At 74.9% G+C, this 17,826-nt stretch carries 12 protein-coding genes; 8 read left to right on the forward strand and 4 right to left on the reverse strand.

What is annotated here, in order from left to right; genetic code table 11:
• Window positions 1-33 precede the first annotated feature (33 nt).
• Together BXY45_RS07060 and BXY45_RS07065 are read right to left on the reverse strand one after the other, a co-directional pair.
• Window positions 34-3,366: an AAA family ATPase gene (locus BXY45_RS07060; RefSeq protein ID WP_170131355.1), complete on the reverse strand. Its 3,333-nt coding sequence runs from the start codon at window positions 3,364-3,366 to the stop codon at window positions 34-36.
• On the reverse strand, window positions 3,363-4,697 hold the full coding sequence (locus BXY45_RS07065) for an exonuclease SbcCD subunit D (RefSeq protein WP_109773609.1): 1,335 nt from the start codon (window positions 4,695-4,697) through the stop codon (window positions 3,363-3,365). Before BXY45_RS07065 ends, BXY45_RS07060 begins: the two co-directional genes overlap by 4 nt.
• Window positions 4,698-4,840: 143 nt before the next feature.
• On the opposite strand from BXY45_RS07065, the gene BXY45_RS07070 reads away from it, so the two are divergent.
• From BXY45_RS07070 to BXY45_RS07080, 3 genes are all read left to right on the forward strand, one after another.
• Window positions 4,841-6,391 carry a glutamate-cysteine ligase family protein gene (locus BXY45_RS07070; protein ID WP_109773610.1) on the forward strand — a complete coding sequence of 517 codons (1,551 nt, stop codon included), beginning with the start codon at window positions 4,841-4,843 and terminating at the stop codon, window positions 6,389-6,391.
• A 156-nt stretch (window positions 6,392-6,547) separates the two neighbouring features.
• A complete protein-coding gene (locus tag BXY45_RS24490; RefSeq protein ID WP_425468309.1) occupies window positions 6,548-7,303 on the forward strand; it encodes a hypothetical protein in 756 nt (251 codons plus the stop codon).
• Window positions 7,304-7,524: 221 nt separating this feature from the next.
• On the forward strand, window positions 7,525-9,327 hold the full coding sequence (locus BXY45_RS07080) for a putative bifunctional diguanylate cyclase/phosphodiesterase (RefSeq protein ID WP_170131356.1): 1,803 nt from the start codon (window positions 7,525-7,527) through the stop codon (window positions 9,325-9,327).
• A gap of 15 nt (window positions 9,328-9,342) precedes the next feature.
• Here the strand turns inward: BXY45_RS07080 and BXY45_RS07085 are convergent, their stop codons facing one another.
• A complete protein-coding gene (locus BXY45_RS07085) occupies window positions 9,343-9,828 on the reverse strand; it encodes a PPOX class F420-dependent oxidoreductase (protein WP_109773612.1) in 486 nt (161 codons plus the stop codon).
• A gap of 146 nt (window positions 9,829-9,974) precedes the next feature.
• Here BXY45_RS07085 and BXY45_RS07090 point away from each other — a divergent pair, with 146 nt between their 5' ends.
• Both BXY45_RS07090 and BXY45_RS07095 read left to right on the forward strand, forming a co-directional pair.
• Window positions 9,975-13,466 carry a pyruvate carboxylase gene (locus tag BXY45_RS07090; protein ID WP_109773613.1) on the forward strand — a complete coding sequence of 1,164 codons (3,492 nt, stop codon included), beginning with the start codon at window positions 9,975-9,977 and terminating at the stop codon, window positions 13,464-13,466.
• A gap of 90 nt (window positions 13,467-13,556) precedes the next feature.
• A complete protein-coding gene (locus BXY45_RS07095) occupies window positions 13,557-14,498 on the forward strand; it encodes an ABC transporter ATP-binding protein (protein ID WP_109773614.1) in 942 nt (313 codons plus the stop codon).
• A gap of 51 nt (window positions 14,499-14,549) precedes the next feature.
• On the opposite strand, the gene BXY45_RS07100 is transcribed toward BXY45_RS07095, so the two are convergent.
• On the reverse strand, window positions 14,550-15,263 hold the full coding sequence (locus BXY45_RS07100) for a histidine phosphatase family protein (protein WP_211319309.1): 714 nt from the start codon (window positions 15,261-15,263) through the stop codon (window positions 14,550-14,552).
• Between the two features lie 160 nt (window positions 15,264-15,423).
• On the opposite strand from BXY45_RS07100, the gene BXY45_RS07105 reads away from it, so the two are divergent.
• From BXY45_RS07105 to BXY45_RS07115, 3 genes are read left to right on the forward strand one after another with little or no spacing between them, the layout of a single operon-like run.
• Entirely contained in the window at window positions 15,424-15,786 is a 363-nt protein-coding gene (locus BXY45_RS07105; RefSeq protein ID WP_109773615.1) for a hypothetical protein, read from the forward strand.
• Window positions 15,779-16,231, forward strand: a complete 453-nt coding sequence (locus BXY45_RS07110) for a hypothetical protein (protein ID WP_245961683.1) — start codon at window positions 15,779-15,781, stop codon at window positions 16,229-16,231. Before BXY45_RS07105 ends, BXY45_RS07110 begins: the two co-directional genes overlap by 8 nt.
• A gap of 16 nt (window positions 16,232-16,247) precedes the next feature.
• The gene (locus BXY45_RS07115; protein WP_211319310.1) at window positions 16,248-17,279 is read left to right on the forward strand and encodes a polysaccharide pyruvyl transferase family protein; all 1,032 of its coding nucleotides are present in this window, start codon (window positions 16,248-16,250) and stop codon (window positions 17,277-17,279) included.
• Window positions 17,280-17,826: the final 547 nt, after the last annotated feature.

Consider the following 17,826-nt stretch of genomic DNA (forward strand, 5'->3'; position numbering starts at 1 on the left):
GTGAGGCGTGCTGCACGTCGACCTCGGGGTCCGTCAGGCCAGGACGGTGCTCAGCCGCGATCCGGCGGAGGTGCGCTGCACCTCCAGGCGCGCCGGCACACGAACGCGCAGCTCGGGGACGTGGCTGACCAGGCCGACGGCCCGCCCGCCCGCGCGCAGCTGCTCCAGCACTCCCATGACCTCTTCCAGCGACTCCGGGTCGAGGGTGCCGAACCCTTCGTCGACGAACAGCGTCTCCACCGGGGCACCACCGCCCTCGGCCCGCACGACGTCGGCGAGGCCGAGAGCCAACGCGAGCGACGCCATGAACGTCTCACCTCCGGACAGGGTCGAGACGTCACGGTCGAGTCCTGTCCACGCATCCAGCACCCGCAGGCCGAGACCGGAACCAGCGCCGCGACGCTCCAGGGCGTCGGTGTGGACGAGGCGGTAGCGGCCGTCGCTCATGACCTCCAGCCTGTCGCTCGCCACCGCCGCGACCTGCTCCAGCCGCGCTGCCAGCACGTAGGTCGACAGCTTCATCCGTCGCGCGTTGCCCCCGCCGGCGCCCTCGGCGCACTTCGCCAGGTCGGCGGCGACCTCGGCTGCCTTCGCCAGCGGCTCCAGAGCCTCCTGCGCCCGGACCACCTCGACCTCCAACCGCTCCAGCTGCTGCGCGGCGCTGGCAGCGCGCTCGGCAGCGCGGACGGCGTCTTCCGCTGCCGTCTCGGCTGCCGCGCGGTGAACGGTGGCCTCCTCCAACGCCCGCAGCGCGAGCTCGGGCTGGTCCACCAGGTTCACTGGGTCGACTCGGTTGTGAGTGCTGGTGTCAGCGCTCGTGGCGGTGCTGGCGTCTCCTGCCCGGCTCAGCTCGGCCAACTGCGCGGCGAACGCGGCGGCAGCCCGCTCGTGGGCGGCGACCGCCCCCTGCAGCTCCTGGCGCTGCACGGCGTCGCGCAGAGCCGCACGGGCCTGGGTGAGGTCGGCGAAGCCTGCCTCCGACGCGGCGCGGCGCGCGGCGTCTTCCGCTTCCTGTGCTCGCCACCGCGCTGCGACCTCGGCATCCCGCGCCGCGGCGAGCGCCTCCGCGGCGTCGGCCAGGGCAGTCAGCCGTGCGGTCCGGGCGGCGAGGCCCTCGGGGCCTGCGGCGGCGTCGAGGCGGGCACGGTCGCGGTCGAGACTGCTGGCCAGCTGCTCGGCGCGCTCGGCCAGGCGGGCCAGCGCGCCAGCGGCCTCCTCCAGCGCTACAGCGTCAGCGGCCCGGCGGGCGTCAAGGGCGGCCAGCTCGGTGCGCGCGGCCGCAAGGGTCGCCTGGGCGGCGCGGACGCGTTCGGCGTCGGCGCGTGCCCGCTCCAGCTGGTGGGCCGCGTCGTCGGCGCTCGTGCCGCCGGCCAGACCCCGGGCCGCAGCGGCGTCGCGTTCGAGGGCCGCGAGCTGCTGCTCCGCTGCACGCGCCGCGGCGTCGGCGCGCTCGGAGGCCGCCTGCGCGGCCTCCTCCTTCGCGGCGGCGCTCGCCGCAGCGCTCCCGTCGTGCGGGGTGCTCGTGTCGACGTCGCTGGTGCTGCTGTCGACGCCGTCGTCGCCGTCGTTGTCGCTGCCGTTGCCGTTGTCGCTGCCGTCGAGGTGGGCGGCGTCGTCATCGTGGCGCGCCGGCGCCGGGTGCTCGCACGCCCCGCAGACCGGGCACGGGCTTCCGGGGTGCAGCCGGGCCGCGAGCTCCACCGCGACGCCCTCCCAGCGGGCCTGCCGCGCGTCGAGCCAGCGGGTGCGGGCGTCCATCGCTGCGGCCGCCGTCGTCGCCGCGGCGCGGCGTGCGTCGTCGCAGCGGAGGGTCAGCTGGTCTGCGGTGCGGGCGTGCGCCAGCGCCTCGCGGGCGCGTTCCAGCTCCCGGGCGGTGTCTTCGGCGCCCGCCGCTTCCACCGCTGCGTGCTGCGCGCGGGCGCTGAGCTCGGCGTGGATACGTCCCGTCCGCTCCAGCGCGGCGCTCAGGTCGTGCTGGACCTGCGCCCACCGGGCGTGCTCAGCAGCCACCTGCCGTGCCTGGCGTTCGCGCTCGGCGGCCACGGCTTCCAGCTCGACGAGCTCGGCCAGGCGTCCCTGCTCGAGGCGATGCTCGGCCGCTCGCTCGCGCAGGCGACCAGCGTCCGCGATGACATCGGCGTGCGTGCTCGTGTCGGCACGCTCAGGGCTCTGACTGCCCGCGGCCTCCCTGCCCGCGTCGGCAGTGTCGGCAGTGCCCGCGGGGGCCGGGGTACCGGCCGCGGCGGAGAGCCGAGCGGCCGCGGTCGCCGCGCGGTGCTCCGCCTGGTCGACCGCCCGCTGCGCCGCCACCAGGGCGCTCAGGTGTCCCTCGAGGGCCTGGGCGGCGAGCGCCGCGGCCAGCTCGGACCGCTGGCGCTCGACCACCGGAGCGGCCCGCTCCAGCAGGTGCTGCTGCTCGCGCACCTGCGCGGTGCGACGGGCTCGTTCGAGCACCGCCTGCAGGTGGTGCTCGCGGGCGGCGGCATCGCGAGCGGTCAAGGAGGCGGACAGCCGGCGCGCCTCGGTGTCCAGCGCCGCGCGGTGGGTGGCGGCAGCGAGGTCGCGCACCCGCTCCAGCACCTGCTGGGGCGTCGGCTCGGGGCGGCCCCGCCCATCGCCGTCGCCGCCGTGCCCATCGCCGTCGCCGTCGTCACCGGAGACCGCGCTCGCCCACTCGGCGCCAGCCTGCTCCGCGCGATCGGCAAGCGCCGCCAACCGTGCCGCCGCGGCCTCGTGCGCCGCCGTGGTGCGAGCGCGCTCGGTGGCCAGCCACCGCTCCGCGCGCTCGTACCTGTCGGTGGAGAACAACCGCTGCAGCAGCGCTTTGCGGTCGCTGACGCCGGAGCGCAGGAACGTCGCGAACTCGCCCTGCGGCAGCAGGACCACGGTGGCGAACTGCGGCAGCCCCATGCCCAGCACGTCGGTGAGGACCTGGGAGGCCTCGTCGTTGCGAGAGGACACCGGGCGCCAGCCGTCCTCGCCGGCGTCGGGAGCGCCCGGTGCCCACTCGGCGAGCAGGGTGCGCGCCTGCTCGGTGGTGGTGCCCTCCCCGCGGCGTTTGGGCCGCGTCCAGGAAGGAGACCGCTCCACGCGCAGCCGCCGGCCGGAGGCGGTGAGCTCCAGCTCCACCACCGGGGCGAGGTCGGGGGCGGCGTGGTGGGAGCGCAGGTCCAGAGCGCCGGTGGCTCGGGAGCCGGGCACGGCGCCGTACAGGGCGAAGCAGACGGCGTCGAGCACGCTCGTCTTGCCGGCGCCGGTGCGTCCGTGGAGTAGGAAGAGGCCGTCGGCGGACAGCTCGTCGAAGTCGACGTGTTCGCGGCCGGCGAAAGGGCCGAAGGCCTGCACGGACAGGCGGTGCAGCCTCACGCGCTGGCCGCCTCGTCCGCGGGCACCGGGCGCTGCTCGCGCAGGTCGACCTCGTCGACGACGGCCAGCTCGCCTCCCCTCGGCCCGTGTGACGTCAGGTCGGCGCCGGTCGGTGCGGGCCGGTGGTCGGCTTCGGTGACCTCGGGTCGTGTCGCCTCGAGTGCCGCGCGCAGCAGGGCCCGCTCGGCGGGCCCGACGGGACGGCCGCGGACGTGGTCGACGAAGGAACAGCACATCTCCTCCTCGTCGAGGCCGGCGACGCGCTCGGCGTACCCCCGCTGCAGCCGCGCTCCGGGCGCCACCTCCGGTTCCCACGACAGGACGAGCACATGGGTAAAACGCGTGCGCAGGGCAGCCATGGGCTCGCGGGGACGCTCGGGGTCGGTGAGGACGACCTGGCACCAGGCGTCTTCCGCGGCACGGTGCTCTGGGGCCGTGAGCAGGTCGGTGAGGCGCCCGCGCAGGAGGGCCAGCTGCCGTGGCGGGGCGACGTCGACGGCGTCGACCCGATCCACCCCGGACGGCCCGAGCTCGACCAGCCAGTGGCCCTTGGCGCGTCCCGCCTCGGAGAAGGCGTACGCCAGCGGCGAGCCGGAGTAGCGCACCTGCTCGGCGAGCACCTGGCGGCCGTGGAGGTGGCCTAAGGCCAGGTAGTCGGGCCGCCCGGGATCTGCGCTCCCGCCTGTGACAGCGCCGCCGAGGAGGGTGCCGACCGGCACCGAGCCGACCCCACCGACGGTGATGTCCCGCTCGTCCCCGCTGGCCTCGCCCCCCACGACGAACGCGTGGGCGGCGAGCAGCGCGCGGGTGCGGCCGCGGGCGCCGTCGCCGCGGCGACGATCGGCCAGGTCGGCGCGGACGCGACCGGCGACCTCCCCGAGCACGGCGGTATGGCTGCGGGCCACCCCCAACGGGCCGGCCACCAGCCCGGGTTCGAGGTAGGGCACGCCGTACAGGGCCACCGGGCCGTGCGCGTCCGTCAGCTCCACCGGGCGGGCGGCGTCGGCCACGCGGGTGCGCAGGTGCAGCCCGGCGCGCTCCAGGGAGCGCCCGCCGAAGCCGAGGCGGGCGGCAGAGTCGTGGTTGCCGCTCGTGAGCAGTACCTGCGCCCCGGCGCCGAGTAGGCGGTGCAGCGCCTCGTCGAGGACCTCCACCGCGTCGACCGAGGGCAGCGCGCGGTCGTAGACGTCTCCGGCGACGACGACGGCGTCGACCCGCTCGGCGCGGACCACCTCGACGAGGGCGTCGAGCACCGCGGCCTGGTGGTCGAGCATGCCGACGCGATGGAAGGAGCGACCCAGGTGCCAGTCCGAGGTGTGGAGGATCCGCACGCCTGGGACGCTAGGCGGCGCCACCGACAGCCCGGTCGGCGGGTCACGCAGCGACGGCGCTCGCGACGCAGGGCAACGCCGTCGGCCAGCAGGTCACCCGGTCGGCTCACCGACTCCAGAGTGGCTGGCGGAGGAGGTGGACCGTGGGTCAGGAGGTCGACGCCGCGGCGCTGGGGCGCGAACGGCGCCGCGCGCACCGGGAGCGGCTGGTGCAGTGCCTGGCGGCGTTTCAGGGCATGCTCACCGAGCACGCGGCGGGGCGGGCGCGTTTCGAGGCCGACCCGCCGCGGGTGGGGGTCGAGCTGGAGCTGGTGCTCCTCGACCCCGCTACCAGCGCCCCGCTGCGCGCCAACGAGGCCGTGCTGCGCCGCATCGCGGCGACGTCCTCGCGGTCGGACGCGCAGCTGTGGGGTCCGGAGATCAGCGCCCACACGCTGGAGGTCAACCTCCCGCCGGGGGCGCTGGAGGGGCGGGGCCTGGCGGCGCTGGAACGCGGCCTGCGCGACCGGCTGGACGCCGCGGCGGTGCGGGCGCGCGAGTCCGGTGGCCGCCTGGTGATGACGGGTCTGCTGCCGACGCTGCTGCCCGAGCATGCCGACGGCGACTGGATGACGCCGTCGGCGCGCTACCGGGCGCTGCAGGACGCCGTCCTCGACGCTCGCGGGGAGGACCTCGAGCTCGACCTCGAGGCCGCGCCGGGCACCCCCGGCGGGCAGCGGCTGTCGCTGTCACTGGCGACCCTGGCCGCCGAGGGCGCCTGCACGAGCACGCAGGTGCACCTCAAGGTGGCGCCGGAGCAGTTCGCCGCGAGCTGGAACGCCGCGCAGCTCCTGCTCGGCCCCCAGCTGGCGCTCGGTGCCAACAGCCCGTTCGCCTTCGGGGCCCGGTGCTGGGAGGAGTCCCGGGTGCCGGTGTTCACCCAGGCCGTCGACACCCGGCCCCCCGAGCTGGCCGCCGCCGGGATGCCCCCTCGGGTGTTCCCCGGCAGCGGGTGGCTCGACCCAGCCCGCGGCGCGCTCGCGGCGTGGGACCTGTTCGCCGAGAACGTGCGGATCTTCCCGCCGCTGCTGCCGCAGACGTGGCCTGAGGACCCTATGGCGCAGCTGGCCGCCGGGCGCATCCCGAAGCTGCCGGAGCTGTGCCTGCAGGGCGGCACCGTGTGGCGCTGGAACCGGCCCGTCTACGACGTCACCGCCGACCGAGCCCACCTGCGGATCGAGAACCGCGTGCTCCCCGCCGCCCCGACCGTGCTGGACGCCGTGGCGGACGCCGCGGTGTGGCTAGGGGCCGTGCACGCCCTGCGCAGCGGTGGGCCGGACCCGTCCGCGCTGATGCCGCACCACCTGGCGGTGGCGGGTCTTCACGACGGCGCCCGTCGGGGCCTGGCGGCGCGGCTCCCGTGGCCGGGCCGGGGCCTGGTCGGCGCTCGCGAGCTGCTGCTGGAGGTGGTGCTGCCGCTGGCCGCCGAGGGGCTCGCGCAGGCCGGGGTCTCTGCCGCCGAGGTCGACAGGTACCTGCAGGTGGCCGAGCGCCGCGCCGCGACCGGGCGCACCGGCGCCCGCTGGCAGGCGCAGACCGTCGTGAGGCTGGAGGAACAAGGCGCTGACCGCCGGAGCGCGCTCGCGGAGATGGTGGCCCGCTACGCGGACTGTCAGGACGGCGGCCAGCCCGTGCACACCTGGCCCGACGCCTGAGTGCGCCGCTCGCAACAAGGAAGGTTGCGGTGTAACTGTGTAATCAAGTAATCTCCTGTGCATCGGGTTGGCGAGAGACGCCGACCCCCAACGTCCAGGAGGACGACAGTGAGAAACCCCCATCGACACATTCCGCCCGAGGTCGCCGCGATCTGGATGGAGCGGCGGCGCGCCGCTCGCGGCCAGGGCCGCCCGGGTGCTGACGGCCCGTTCGGCGCCGACGGTCCCGAAGGCTCCTTCGGTCGCGGAGGCCCGTTCGGGCGAGGCGGCCCCGGCGGCAGGGGCCGTGGCGGGCCCCGCGGACGTGACAGCGCTCCGCCCTCGACCGAGGGCCTGTCCGGCTGGCTCGCCGGCCGCCTACCCTCGGACTGGTTCACCGGCCCCGTCGAGCTGACGGTCGACCGCGACGAGGTCCTCGTCGTCGGGGAGCTGCCAGCGCTCGACCTGCCGGTGCCTCAGGACACCGGAGCAGCCGCTGACGCCGAGAGAGGTGACACCGAGCGATCCGCTGCCGAGCGCGGTCGTATCACCCGCTTCCGCGAGGCCACCCGCGAGGAGCGCATCGCCATCGCCCGTGAGATCGAGGAGCGATGGGGCCGCGCCGTGGCCTGGGGGGCTCGCCTGGGCTCGACCCGGGAGGTCTTCAGCACTGCCTCGGTACCGACCATGACGCGGTTGCGCCAGCCCGAACGGTTGGTGCTCGACACCCTCGTCGATGCCGGGGTCGCCAGGTCGCGCTCGGAGGCCCTCGCCTGGTGCGTGGCGCTGGTCGGCCAGCACACCGAGGAGTGGCTGGGTCAGCTCCGCCAGGCGCTGGCGGAGGTCGAGCGTGTGCGCGCCACGGGACCCGCGGCCCGCCCAGCTCCCGAGGTGCCCGATCCCGAGGCTCCCGGTCCCGACGACGTGCGCTGACCAGAGCCGTGAGCTGACCCGAGATCACCGGCGCGATGACCGGGGTGGTTCGGCCGTTGGAGGGGTGTGGGGCGCTGCACGGGCCGCCGCCCCTCCGCTCGGGGAGTCGATCTGCCGAGATCCTGTGCATGACGTCGCCGTCCGCACCGAGCCATGAAATGGGCCCCGGGTCGCGCCGTAGCCTCGGCTCGAGCCATGGGACGCGGCTTGCGCAGCGTCGCGTGCCGCTCTCCCGTCCGGCGCTCCCGGTGCGACGGTGGGCGCTGACCATCGCCAGGGCGGTGGTCGAGCACCTGGTGAGCCACCCGGCGATCGTCGCGGGGCGGACCCTCGGGGTCCTGCTCGCTGCGTGGGCGGTGATCCTCCTGCTGTGCGCCGCGGCCCCCGACGTCCCCGGCCAGAGCCAAGTGATGTTCGCGGCGATCAGCGTCACGGCCGTGGTCGCGGCGGTGGTGGCCTGGAACCTGCGGATGTCCGAGCGGTTGCTCGACGTCGCCCTCGTGGCATCCACGGCGCTCGTCTTCCTGGCGGTGCTCCTGGCCCCCACCTCCCTGACGGCCTACGTGCTCTCCAGCGGCTTCGTCATGCTCGTGGTCCCGATCGGGCTGCTCGTGCGCCCGGCCGCCGCGGCACCGCACCTCCTGCTGGTCATCGCCGCCCGGGTCATCGGCCAGCTCTTGCAGGGGATGCCGCCGGTGCTCACCGTCAGCGCCGTCCTGACCATCCTCGCCGTGGCACTGCCCCTGTTCGCGCTCACCTGGGTGACGCGCAACGCCATCGCCGACGGCCTCACCGGACTACCCAACCGCCGCGGCATCGACCCCGCCATCACCGACGCGGTCCTGCTCGCCGAGCGCACCGGCCGCCCGGTGGCGCTCGCGGTGATCGACGTCGACGGGCTGGGAGCGGTGAACACCCAGCAGGGCTGGGCCGCCGGTGACCGGGTGCTGCGCGGGAGCGTGAGCGGCCTGCGCACCCACCTGCCCGAGACGGCGAAGCTCGCGCGCACCGGCGGTGACTCCTTCCTCGTGCTGCTGCCAGACCTGGAGGAGACCGACGCCGTCGCCGTCGTCGACGCAGCGCTCGCGGCGCTGAACCATCCGGCCAGTGCGGGCCTGGCGGTCCACGACGTCGGGGAGGGACCTGCCGACCTCGTGCGCCGCGCCGCCGCGGCCCTCAGCCACGCCAAGCTCCACGACCGTGGCCGCTGCCACGCGGCCGAGGCGGGATCGGGCCCGCTGGCCCGCGACCTCGCCGTCGCCCTGTCTGACCCGGCGGCCCACGGGCTGCACGTCGAGCTGCAGCCCGTCGTCGACGTGCCCACGGGCCGCGTGGCCGGGGTGGAGGCCTTGGCCCGGTGGACCTGCCCGCAGCGCGGGCGCGTCAGCCCGCTGGACTTCGTCGGCGCCGCCGAGGACGCCGACCTCATCGGGGCCCTGGGCGCCTTCGTGGTGCGCGCAGCCTGCCGGGAGGTCGCTCCGCTGCGCGCCCGGTGGGGTTCGCAGGTCTTCCTCACCGTCAACGCCTCCGGCCGCGAGCTGGTCGCCCCCGGCTACGTCGAGGGATTGCTCACCGCCCTGGACGAGGAGCGGTTCCCCACCACCGCGCTCGTGCTGGAGGTCACCGAGTCCGTCCTGGACGGCGGCAGCCCCGCCGCGGTGGAGGCGCTGCACGCGCTGCGGGCCCGCGGCGTGCGGGTGGCCGTGGACGACTTTGGCGCCGGCTACTCCTGCCTGACCCGGCTGGACGAGGTGCCGGCGGACTTCCTCAAGCTCGACGCGACACTGCTGGCGACCGCCCCGCACAGCTCCCGCCGCCGCACACTGCTGGCCACGGCGGTGCAGCTGGCCGCCTCCCTGGGGCTGACGGCGATCGCCGAGGGCGCCGAGACGCCCGAGCACGCCGCGTTGCTCGCCGAGCTGCGCTGCCCCCTGGTCCAGGGGTTCGGGTACGCCCGGCCCGCCTCGGGTGCCACGCTGCTGGAGGCCGGTCCGCGGCGCTCCCCGGTCGCCGCGCCAGCCTGAGCCTGAGCCGACGCCTCAGGCCAGGCGGGCGGGGAACCCGCCGGTGGCGATCGGCCCCCAGCGGGTCGGGGTGATGCTGATGAGCGACTTGCCCTGGTCGCGCATGGCCTGGCGGTACTCGGCCCAGTCCGGGTGCTCCCCGGAGATGCACCGGAAGTACTCCACCAGCGGCTCCACGGCGTCCTCCCCGTCGATGACCTGGGCGGTGCCGTCGACCTGGACCCACTCGTTGCCGAACCCCGCCGAGAGCACCACGAGCGAGGCGCGCGGGTCGCGGCGCAGGTTCACGGCCTTGGCGCGGTCCGGGTAGGTCGAGACCACGAAACGGGCCTGCCCGCCGTCGCCGTCCTGCCCGCGGGTAGTGACCCCGCACGTGATGGGGGAGGACTGCAACGACCCGTCGCGCCGGAAGGTGGTCAGGACGGCGTCGTGCCGGGTCCGGGCGAACTCCACCAGGCCGGGCAGGTCGACGCGGGTGGTGGTCGCGATGGTGCGTGCCATGCCCCGACCCTAGGCACGGTTGCGGGCGACCTCGGGGTGCCGACGGTCGGGAGCCTTCGCTAGCGTCCGCGACGACGGTCGTCGCGTTCAGCGGCGGACGACGGGCAGCGCCGCTGCGCTGCCAGGGCAGTTCCCCTGGAGGTCGCGTGTTCCGCAAGGTCCTGGTCGCCAACCGCGGGGAGATCGCGGTCCGTGCGTTCCGCGCCGCCGTCGAGCTGGGAGCCCGCACCGTCGCGGTCTACCCCTACGAGGATCGCGGCGCCGTCCACCGCATCAAGGCCGACGAGGCCTACCAGATCGGCGAGCGTGGCCACCCCGTGCGCGCCTACCTCGATGTCGAGGAGATCATCAGGGTGGCACGCGAGTCCGGTGCTGACGCGGTCTACCCCGGTTACGGCTTCCTCTCGGAGAACCCTCGGCTGGCGCAGGCGTGCGCCGACGCGGGCATCGCCTTCGTCGGTCCGCCCCCGGGGGTGCTGGAGCTGGCGGGCAACAAGGTCCGCGCCCTGGCCCAGGCCCGCGACGCGGGCATCCCGGTGCTGCGCTCCTCCGCGCCGTCCGCCGACGTCGACGAGCTGGTCGCTGCCGCCGCGGGCATCGGGTTCCCGATCTTCGTCAAGGCCGTCGCCGGAGGTGGGGGACGCGGCATGCGCCGCGTGGACGACCCGGCCGCGCTCGCGGAGGCACTGGCGACGGCGATGCGCGAGGCCGAGGGCGCCTTCGGCGACCCGACGGTCTTCCTGGAGCAGGCGGTGCTGCGGCCGCGGCACAACGAGGTTCAGGTGCTCAGTGACGGAACTGCCGGCACCCATGCGCCGGGCAGCGTGGGCTCCGTCGACGACGGCTTCGTCCATCTGTTCGAACGCGACTGCTCCCTGCAGCGGCGCCACCAGAAGGTCATCGAGATCGCCCCCGCGCCCCACCTCGACCCGACCCTGCGCGAGGCCCTCACCCGTGACGCCCTCGCCTTTGCCCGCTCCATCGGCTACGTCAACGCCGGCACCGTGGAGTTCCTCGTGGAGACCGCCGGCGAGCGCGCCGGCCAGCACGTCTTCATCGAGATGAACCCCCGCATCCAGGTCGAGCACACGGTCACCGAGGAGGTCACCGACGTCGACCTCGTGCAGTCCCAGATGCGCATCGCCTCCGGGGAGACCTTCGCCGACCTCGGCCTGTCCCAGGACCGGATCGTGCTGCGCGGCGCCGCCCTGCAGTGCCGCGTCACCACCGAGGACCCCGCCAACGGCTTCCGCCCGGACACCGGCACCATCACCGCCTACCGCTCGGCGGCCGGCGCCGGCGTCCGCCTGGACGGCGGCACCATCGACACCGGCGTGGAGATCAGCGCCCACTTCGACTCCATGCTCGTCAAGGTCACCTGCCGCGGCCGCGACTTCCCCACCGCCGTGCGCCGCCAGCGCCGGGCGCTCGCGGAGTTCCGCGTCCGCGGGGTGAGTACCAACATCCCGTTCCTGCAGGCGGTCCTGGACGACCCGGCCTTCATCGCCGGTGACGTGGCCACCTCCTTCATCGAGGAGCGCCCCGAGCTGCTGCGGGCTCGCACCCCCGCCGACCGCGGCACCAAGCTCATGACGTACCTGGCTGACGTCACCGTGCACCGTCCCCACGGGGAGGCGCCGACGTCGCTCGCCCCGACCGAGAAGCTGCCCCGGGAGGTGGATGTCGAGGCGCCCGCCCCGGACGGCTCCCGCCAGCGCCTGCTGGAGCTCGGCCCGGCCGCGTGGGCCGCAGCGCTGCGCGCCCAGGTGCCGGTCGCCGTCACCGACACCACCTTCCGCGACGCCCACCAGAGCCTGCTGGCCACCCGGGTGCGCACCCGCGACCTCGTGGCGGTGGCCCCCCACCTGGCCCGGATGCTCCCCGGGCTGCTGTCCGTGGAGTGCTGGGGCGGAGCCACCTACGACGTCGCCCTGCGCTTCCTCGGTGAGGACCCGTGGGACCGCCTGGCCGCCCTGCGTGAAGCCATGCCCAACCTCGCCCTGCAGATGCTGCTGCGCGGGCGCAACACCGTTGGGTACACCCCCTACCCCGAGGCCGTCACCAGGGCGTTCGTCGCCGAGGCGACCGCCACCGGCGTCGACGTCTTCAGGATCTTCGACGCCCTCAACGACATCACCCAGATCCGCCCGGCCATCGACGCGGTCCTGGAGACCGGCACAGCGGTGGCCGAGGGGGCGCTCTGCTACACCTCCGACCTGTCCGACCCATCCGAACACCTGTACACTCTCGACTACTACCTGCGCCTGGCCGAGCAGATCGTCGAGGCCGGCGCCCACGTGCTCGCCGTCAAGGACATGGCAGGCCTGCTGCGCCCACCCGCCGCGAAGAAGCTCATCTCCGCGCTCCGACAGCGCTTCGACCTCCCAGTCCACCTGCACACCCACGACACCGCCGGCGGCCAGCTCGCCACCCTGCTCGCAGCCGTCGACGCCGGGGTCGACGCCGTCGACGTCGCCGCCGCCCCCATGGCCGGCACCACCAGCCAGCCCCCCGCCTCCGCCCTGGTCGCCGCACTGCGCCACACCGAGCGCGACACCGGCCTCGACCTGCGCGCCGTCATGGACCTCGAGCCCTACTGGGAAGCCGTTCGCCGCCTCTACGCCCCCTTCGAGTCCGGCATCGGCGCCCCCACCGGACGCGTCTACGACCACGAGATCCCCGGCGGCCAGCTCTCCAACCTCCGCCAGCAGGCCATCGCCCTCGGCGTCGGAGAGAAGTTCGAGCAGGTCGAGGCGATGTACCACGCCGCCGACCGGATCCTGGGCCACCTGGTCAAGGTCACCCCCTCCTCCAAGGTCGTCGGAGACCTCGCCCTGCACCTGGTCGCCGTCGGCGCCGACCCCCAGGAGTTCGCCGAAGACCCCCAGCGCTTCGACGTCCCCGACTCCGTCATCGGCTTCCTGTCCGGAGAACTCGGCGACCCGCCCGGTGGTTGGCCCGAGCCCTTCCGCACCAAGGCGCTCGCGGGCCGCGCTCAGCGATCGGCGACGCCCCGCGAGGAGGCACTCTCACCCGAGGACGACGCCGCGCTCGCGGCGCCCGAGGACCTGGTCCGCGACGGCCGGGAGCAGGGGACCAGTGGCCAGCGGCGCGACCTGCTGAACCGGTTGCTCTTCCCCGGCCCGTCCTCCGAGTTGGCGCGGGTGCGGGAGGCCTACGGCGACGTCTCGGTGCTCGACACCCGCGACTACCTCTACGGCCTGCGCCGGGGGGAGGAGTCCGTTATCCGCCTGGGCCGAGGGGTGTCCCTCATCGCCGGGCTGGAAGCCGTCGGTGAGCCCGACGAGCGCGCCGTGCGCACGGTGATGACCGTCCTCAACGGCCAGCTGCGTCCCGTGGCCGTGCGCGACAGGTCCCTGGAGAGCGCCGTCGCCTCCGCCGAGAAGGCCGACCCCTCCCGCCCGGGCCACGTGGCCTCCCCGTTCGCCGGGGTGGTCACGCTCGTGGTCGGCGAGGGCGACACCGTCGAGGCCGGTCAGACGGTCGCGACCATCGAGGCGATGAAGATGGAGGCCTCCATCACCACACCCGTGGCCGGCACCGTGCGGCGGCTGGCCATCGGGAAGGTCCAGCAGGTCGAGGGCGGCGACCTCGTCGTGGAGATCGCGCCCAGCTGAGCCGGGCCGAACTGATCAGGGGCAAGCTGCTCTGGGACGACGGCGCGAGGCGGCTTCCCAGACGGGTGAGGGGAGGCTAACCTTTGCCGGGTGATCGTTGCCGGTTCACCCGCCCCGAAGTCCTCCAGCACTCGGCTGCGCGCCGAGCGGATCCGACTGGCCTACGGCGAACGGGTCGTGGTGGGCCGTGAGGGCGGCCTGGACCTCGACGTGCCCGACGGTGCGCTCACCGTGGTCGTCGGTCCCAACGGCTGCGGCAAGTCCACGGTGCTGCGCGCCCTGGGCCGCCTGCTGCGCCCCACCTCCGGCCAGGTGCTCCTGGATGGGCGGGCCATCGAGTCGATGCCCACCCGCGCCGTCGCCCAGCAACTGGCCCTGCTGCCCCAGAGCCCCACGGCACCGGAGGGGCTGACGGTGAGGGACCTGGTCTCCCGCGGCCGCCACCCGCACCAGCGGTGGTACTCCACCGCCTCTCAGGCCGACGACGACGCCGTGGCCAGCGCCCTGGAGCGCGTGGGTGTGCTCGACCTGGCCGACCGCGTCGTCGACGAGCTCTCCGGAGGGCAGCGCCAGCGCGCGTGGATCGCGCTGGCGCTAGCCCAGGAGACCGACCTACTGCTCCTGGACGAGCCGACCACCTACCTGGACCTGTGCCACCAGCTGGAAGTGCTCGACCTCGTCCACGAGCTCGTGCACCCCACCTCCACGACCAGTGCTGACGCGACCGGTGCCCCTAGGACTGGCGCCTCGGCGACCGGGCGGACCGCCGTCGTCGTCCTGCACGACCTCAACCTCACCGCCCGCTACGCCGACCACGTCGTCGCCGTCGCCGGCGGAGCAGTCGTCGCAGCGGGGACCCCCGCGGAGGTCTTCACCGAGGAGCTCCTCGAGCAGGTGTTCTCGGTGCAGGCGAAGGTGCTGGAAGACCCCGTCGCCGGGGGGCCGCTGATCGTGCCCCTCGCCGCCCGCCACACCCAGCGCCCCGCCCACGGGGGCGGACTGCGGACAGTGGCGCACGCTGTGAGCGCCTGACGGCTCGGCCCGGCTGACCCGGCTGACCCACCCGTCCCCGGGGCACCCGTCTCAGCCGAGCAGGCCCGGGCTGAGGTTCCACCGACTCAGCCCGGGCACCTCATGCTCGCTGCCCAGCACGCACACCGCCGCCGTGTCCAGCAGCAGCTGCGCCCCGAAGGTCGGGTCGACTCCCAGCCACACCGTCGCCAGTATTCGCAGCACATGCCCGTGCGCGACGAGCACGACGTCACCGCGCTCCAGCTCCGGACGCACCCGCCCCAGCACCCGCGCGCACCGCGCCGCCACCTGCTCCAACTGCTCACCGGGCGGCTGCCCCGGACCCCCGGGAGCCATCCCGTCGCGGAACGCGCGCCAGTCGTCGCCCCGCAGCGCGCGGATCTGCGGGGTGGTCAGGCCCTCATAAGCCCCGTAGTCCCACTCCGCCAGGTCCTGATCGACCACCGGCTCGCCCCCACCCAAGCCTCCGGACGCCACCGGCACCCCCAGCCCCGCCAGCTGCGCCGTCCGCCGGGCCCGCTGCCGAGGACTGACGACGACGAGCGCCGGCTCCACCGATCCCACCCCGCCGCCCGCGCCCCCGCTACCCCCGGCGCCACCACCGGTGCGTTCACCCAGCACCCGCGCCAGCACCCTGGCGGCCGCCCGCGCCTGCAGCTCACCCTCCGGCGTCAACGGCACGTCCGTGCTCCCCGTATGGCGGCCCAGCACCGCCCACTCGGTGGCTCCGTGGCGCAGCAGCAGCAATCGACCCTTGGCAGTCACCGCGCCAGGCTGCCACGCCCCGGGCGGCGCTCGCGGGCCGCCGCCTACGATGCTCCAGGCGTCGGCGACCCCGCGGCGATCCAGCAGCGATCCAGCAGGGCTGCGCCCCGACGTCCCCGACCGTCCATCTGCCAGTCCGTCCGCTCAGGAGGCCCTGCCCGTGACCCCGGTGCTCGCCTGGGCCTGCGGCGTCCTCGCGGTCGTGGTCGCGGCCCTCGCGGGCATCGCCACGGTCCGCGGCCACCGCCTCGACGACAGGCTGCTCATCGCCGTCGCCGTCCTGGAGGCCGCGATGCTCCTGCAGGCCGTCATCGGCTTCGTTGCCCTGGCGGTGACCGACCGCTCCGTCGACGGCGTGGTCTTCGGCAGCTACCTGGTCACCACCGTCCTCGTGCCCGTGGTGGGCGCGTTCTGGGCGTTGGGGGAGAAGTCCCGCTGGGGCACCGGTGTGCTCCTCGTCGCTGCGCTGACCAGCGCCATCCTCGTCGTGCGCCTCGAACAGGTCTGGAGCACCGGTGCCTGAACAGCCCAGCAGCCACCGCACCGAGGGCGCCGAGGGCGCCGTCTCCCCCCGCGGGTCGGGTGCAATGCGCCACGGCCCAGGCCGCGTGCTCGTGGCCGTCTACGCCGTCCTGGGGCTGTCCGCCACGGTCCGCGGCAGCTACCAGGTGCTCTTCCACTTCTCCGAGGCGCCGCTGGCCTACCTGCTCAGCCTCTTCGCGGGCCTGGTCTACGTCGTCGCCACGGCGGCCCTGGTACGGGCCACGCCCCGCGCCTGGCAGGTGGCGCTCGTCGCGGTCCTCGTCGAGCTGGTCGGTGTACTCACCGTCGGCACCCTGACCATCCTCGACACCGCCGACTTCCCCGACGGCACCGTGTGGGGCGAGTTCGGCCGCGACTACGGCTGGGTGCCGCTGCTGCTGCCGTTGCTCGGGCTGGCCTGGCTGCGGCGCACCCGCCCGCAGTGACGCCCCGGTGGCGCCCGTGAGTGACCGACGAGCACTCGTCGGCGGTTGGTCGAGCGTCGTCCACGGTGAGGCGACCGCGGGTGACGTCCTCAGCATGCGCGCCGTCGAAGCCGCCCTCCTGGCGGCTGGCGTCGACGTCGACCTGGCGTGGAGTCCCGTCATGGCCACCGCGCCCGGCGCCGGGGGAGTGGAGCTCTCCCGCGCCGACCCGGACGCCTACACCGACCTCGTCTGGGCCTGCGGCCCGTTGCACGGGCGACCTGTCGCCGAGGTCGCTGCCCGGTTCTCCCGGCTGCGCCGCACTGCCGTCGGAGTCTCGGTGGTCGACGACGACGACGAGGGCCTGCGCGCCTGGCACCTCGTCCTCGCCCGCGACGCGCCGGGCATCGCCGCGGTGCGTGACCTCGCTGCGGGTCCGGCTGCTGTGCTGGCGCGGGATCTGCTCGGCGACACGGCACGCCCGCCGTCGTCGCTGTCCTCGACCTCGATGCTGCCGCCGTCGTCCTCGGTGCCGGCGGGCTCCGGAGTGGTCGGGGTCTACCTTGCCCCCGGCCAGGCCGAGTACGGCGTTCGCCGCCGCCACGACGCGGTGACCGAGGCGCTGGGGCACTGGCTCGGGTCGCTGTCGAGGCGTGGTGTGGCGCGGCTCGCGCTGGACACCCGGCTGGACCCGCGCGGGTGGCGCGACCCGGCCACGGCCGCTGAGGTGCTCGCGATCATCCGCCGCTGCGATGCGGTGGTGACCATGCGCCTGCACGGGTTGGTGCTGGCCCTCGCGGCGGGGGTGCCGGCGGTCGCGGTCGACCCGGTGGCCGGCGGTGGCAAGGTCAGTGCGCAGGCGCGAGCCTGGGGCTGGCCGGCGGTGATCAGCGCTGAGCAGCTGCTCGGTGCTGCACCTGCGGGCGAGCGGCTGCTGGGGGAGCAGCTCGCGTGGGCGATGGGGGAGCGGGGGCGTGCGGCGGCGCAGCGGGCCGCCGTCGAGGCGCCGGATGCCGGGCGCGAGCAGCTGGAGGCGCTGGTCAGCGCCGTCCTCGCCCCTCGCTCCTGAGGGAGCGCGAGGCGCCCCTCGACGATCAAGGAAGCTGCGCACGCCGTCTGGGGACGCTTATGCCCGGTGGGGTCGCTGGAGCCCGCCTGTGGGCCCTCCAAGCGGCACTGAGCGTCCCCACTCGGCATCAGCGTCCCCAGTGATGCCCCGCTGATCAGGGCCTTGCGGCCTCCCTGGGTCTGAGCGGCCTCCACGGGCCGGGCGCCTGCATCGGAAGGTGGCGGCAGGAGCGCCACCCGGCCAGACCCTTCTGATAACAGAAGCAAGCGTGGTGATCATGCACCCTCGCCGGTGGGGCAGCAGCCGAGCTGCCGCCCCACCGGCGAGAAGCGGGGGAGCGCTGCAGGAGGCGAGGGGAGCGGGCACTGGGCTCGGGCCGGGCCGGGCCGGGCCGGGCCGGGCCGAGACCCGAGGACGGGGTCTGAGGTGCAGCGGTACAGGATCCGGCGCTAAGAGCGTCCGCCAGTAGGTGCGATCTTGGCGAGTGACCCGCTGGAGTTGCGAGCGGGCACGGGGCCCTCCACATCATGGAGTTGCTAACGCTCTG

It is taken from the genome of Quadrisphaera granulorum (assembly GCF_003149145.1).
GTDB classification, from domain to species: Bacteria; Actinomycetota; Actinomycetes; order Actinomycetales; family Quadrisphaeraceae; genus Quadrisphaera; species Quadrisphaera granulorum.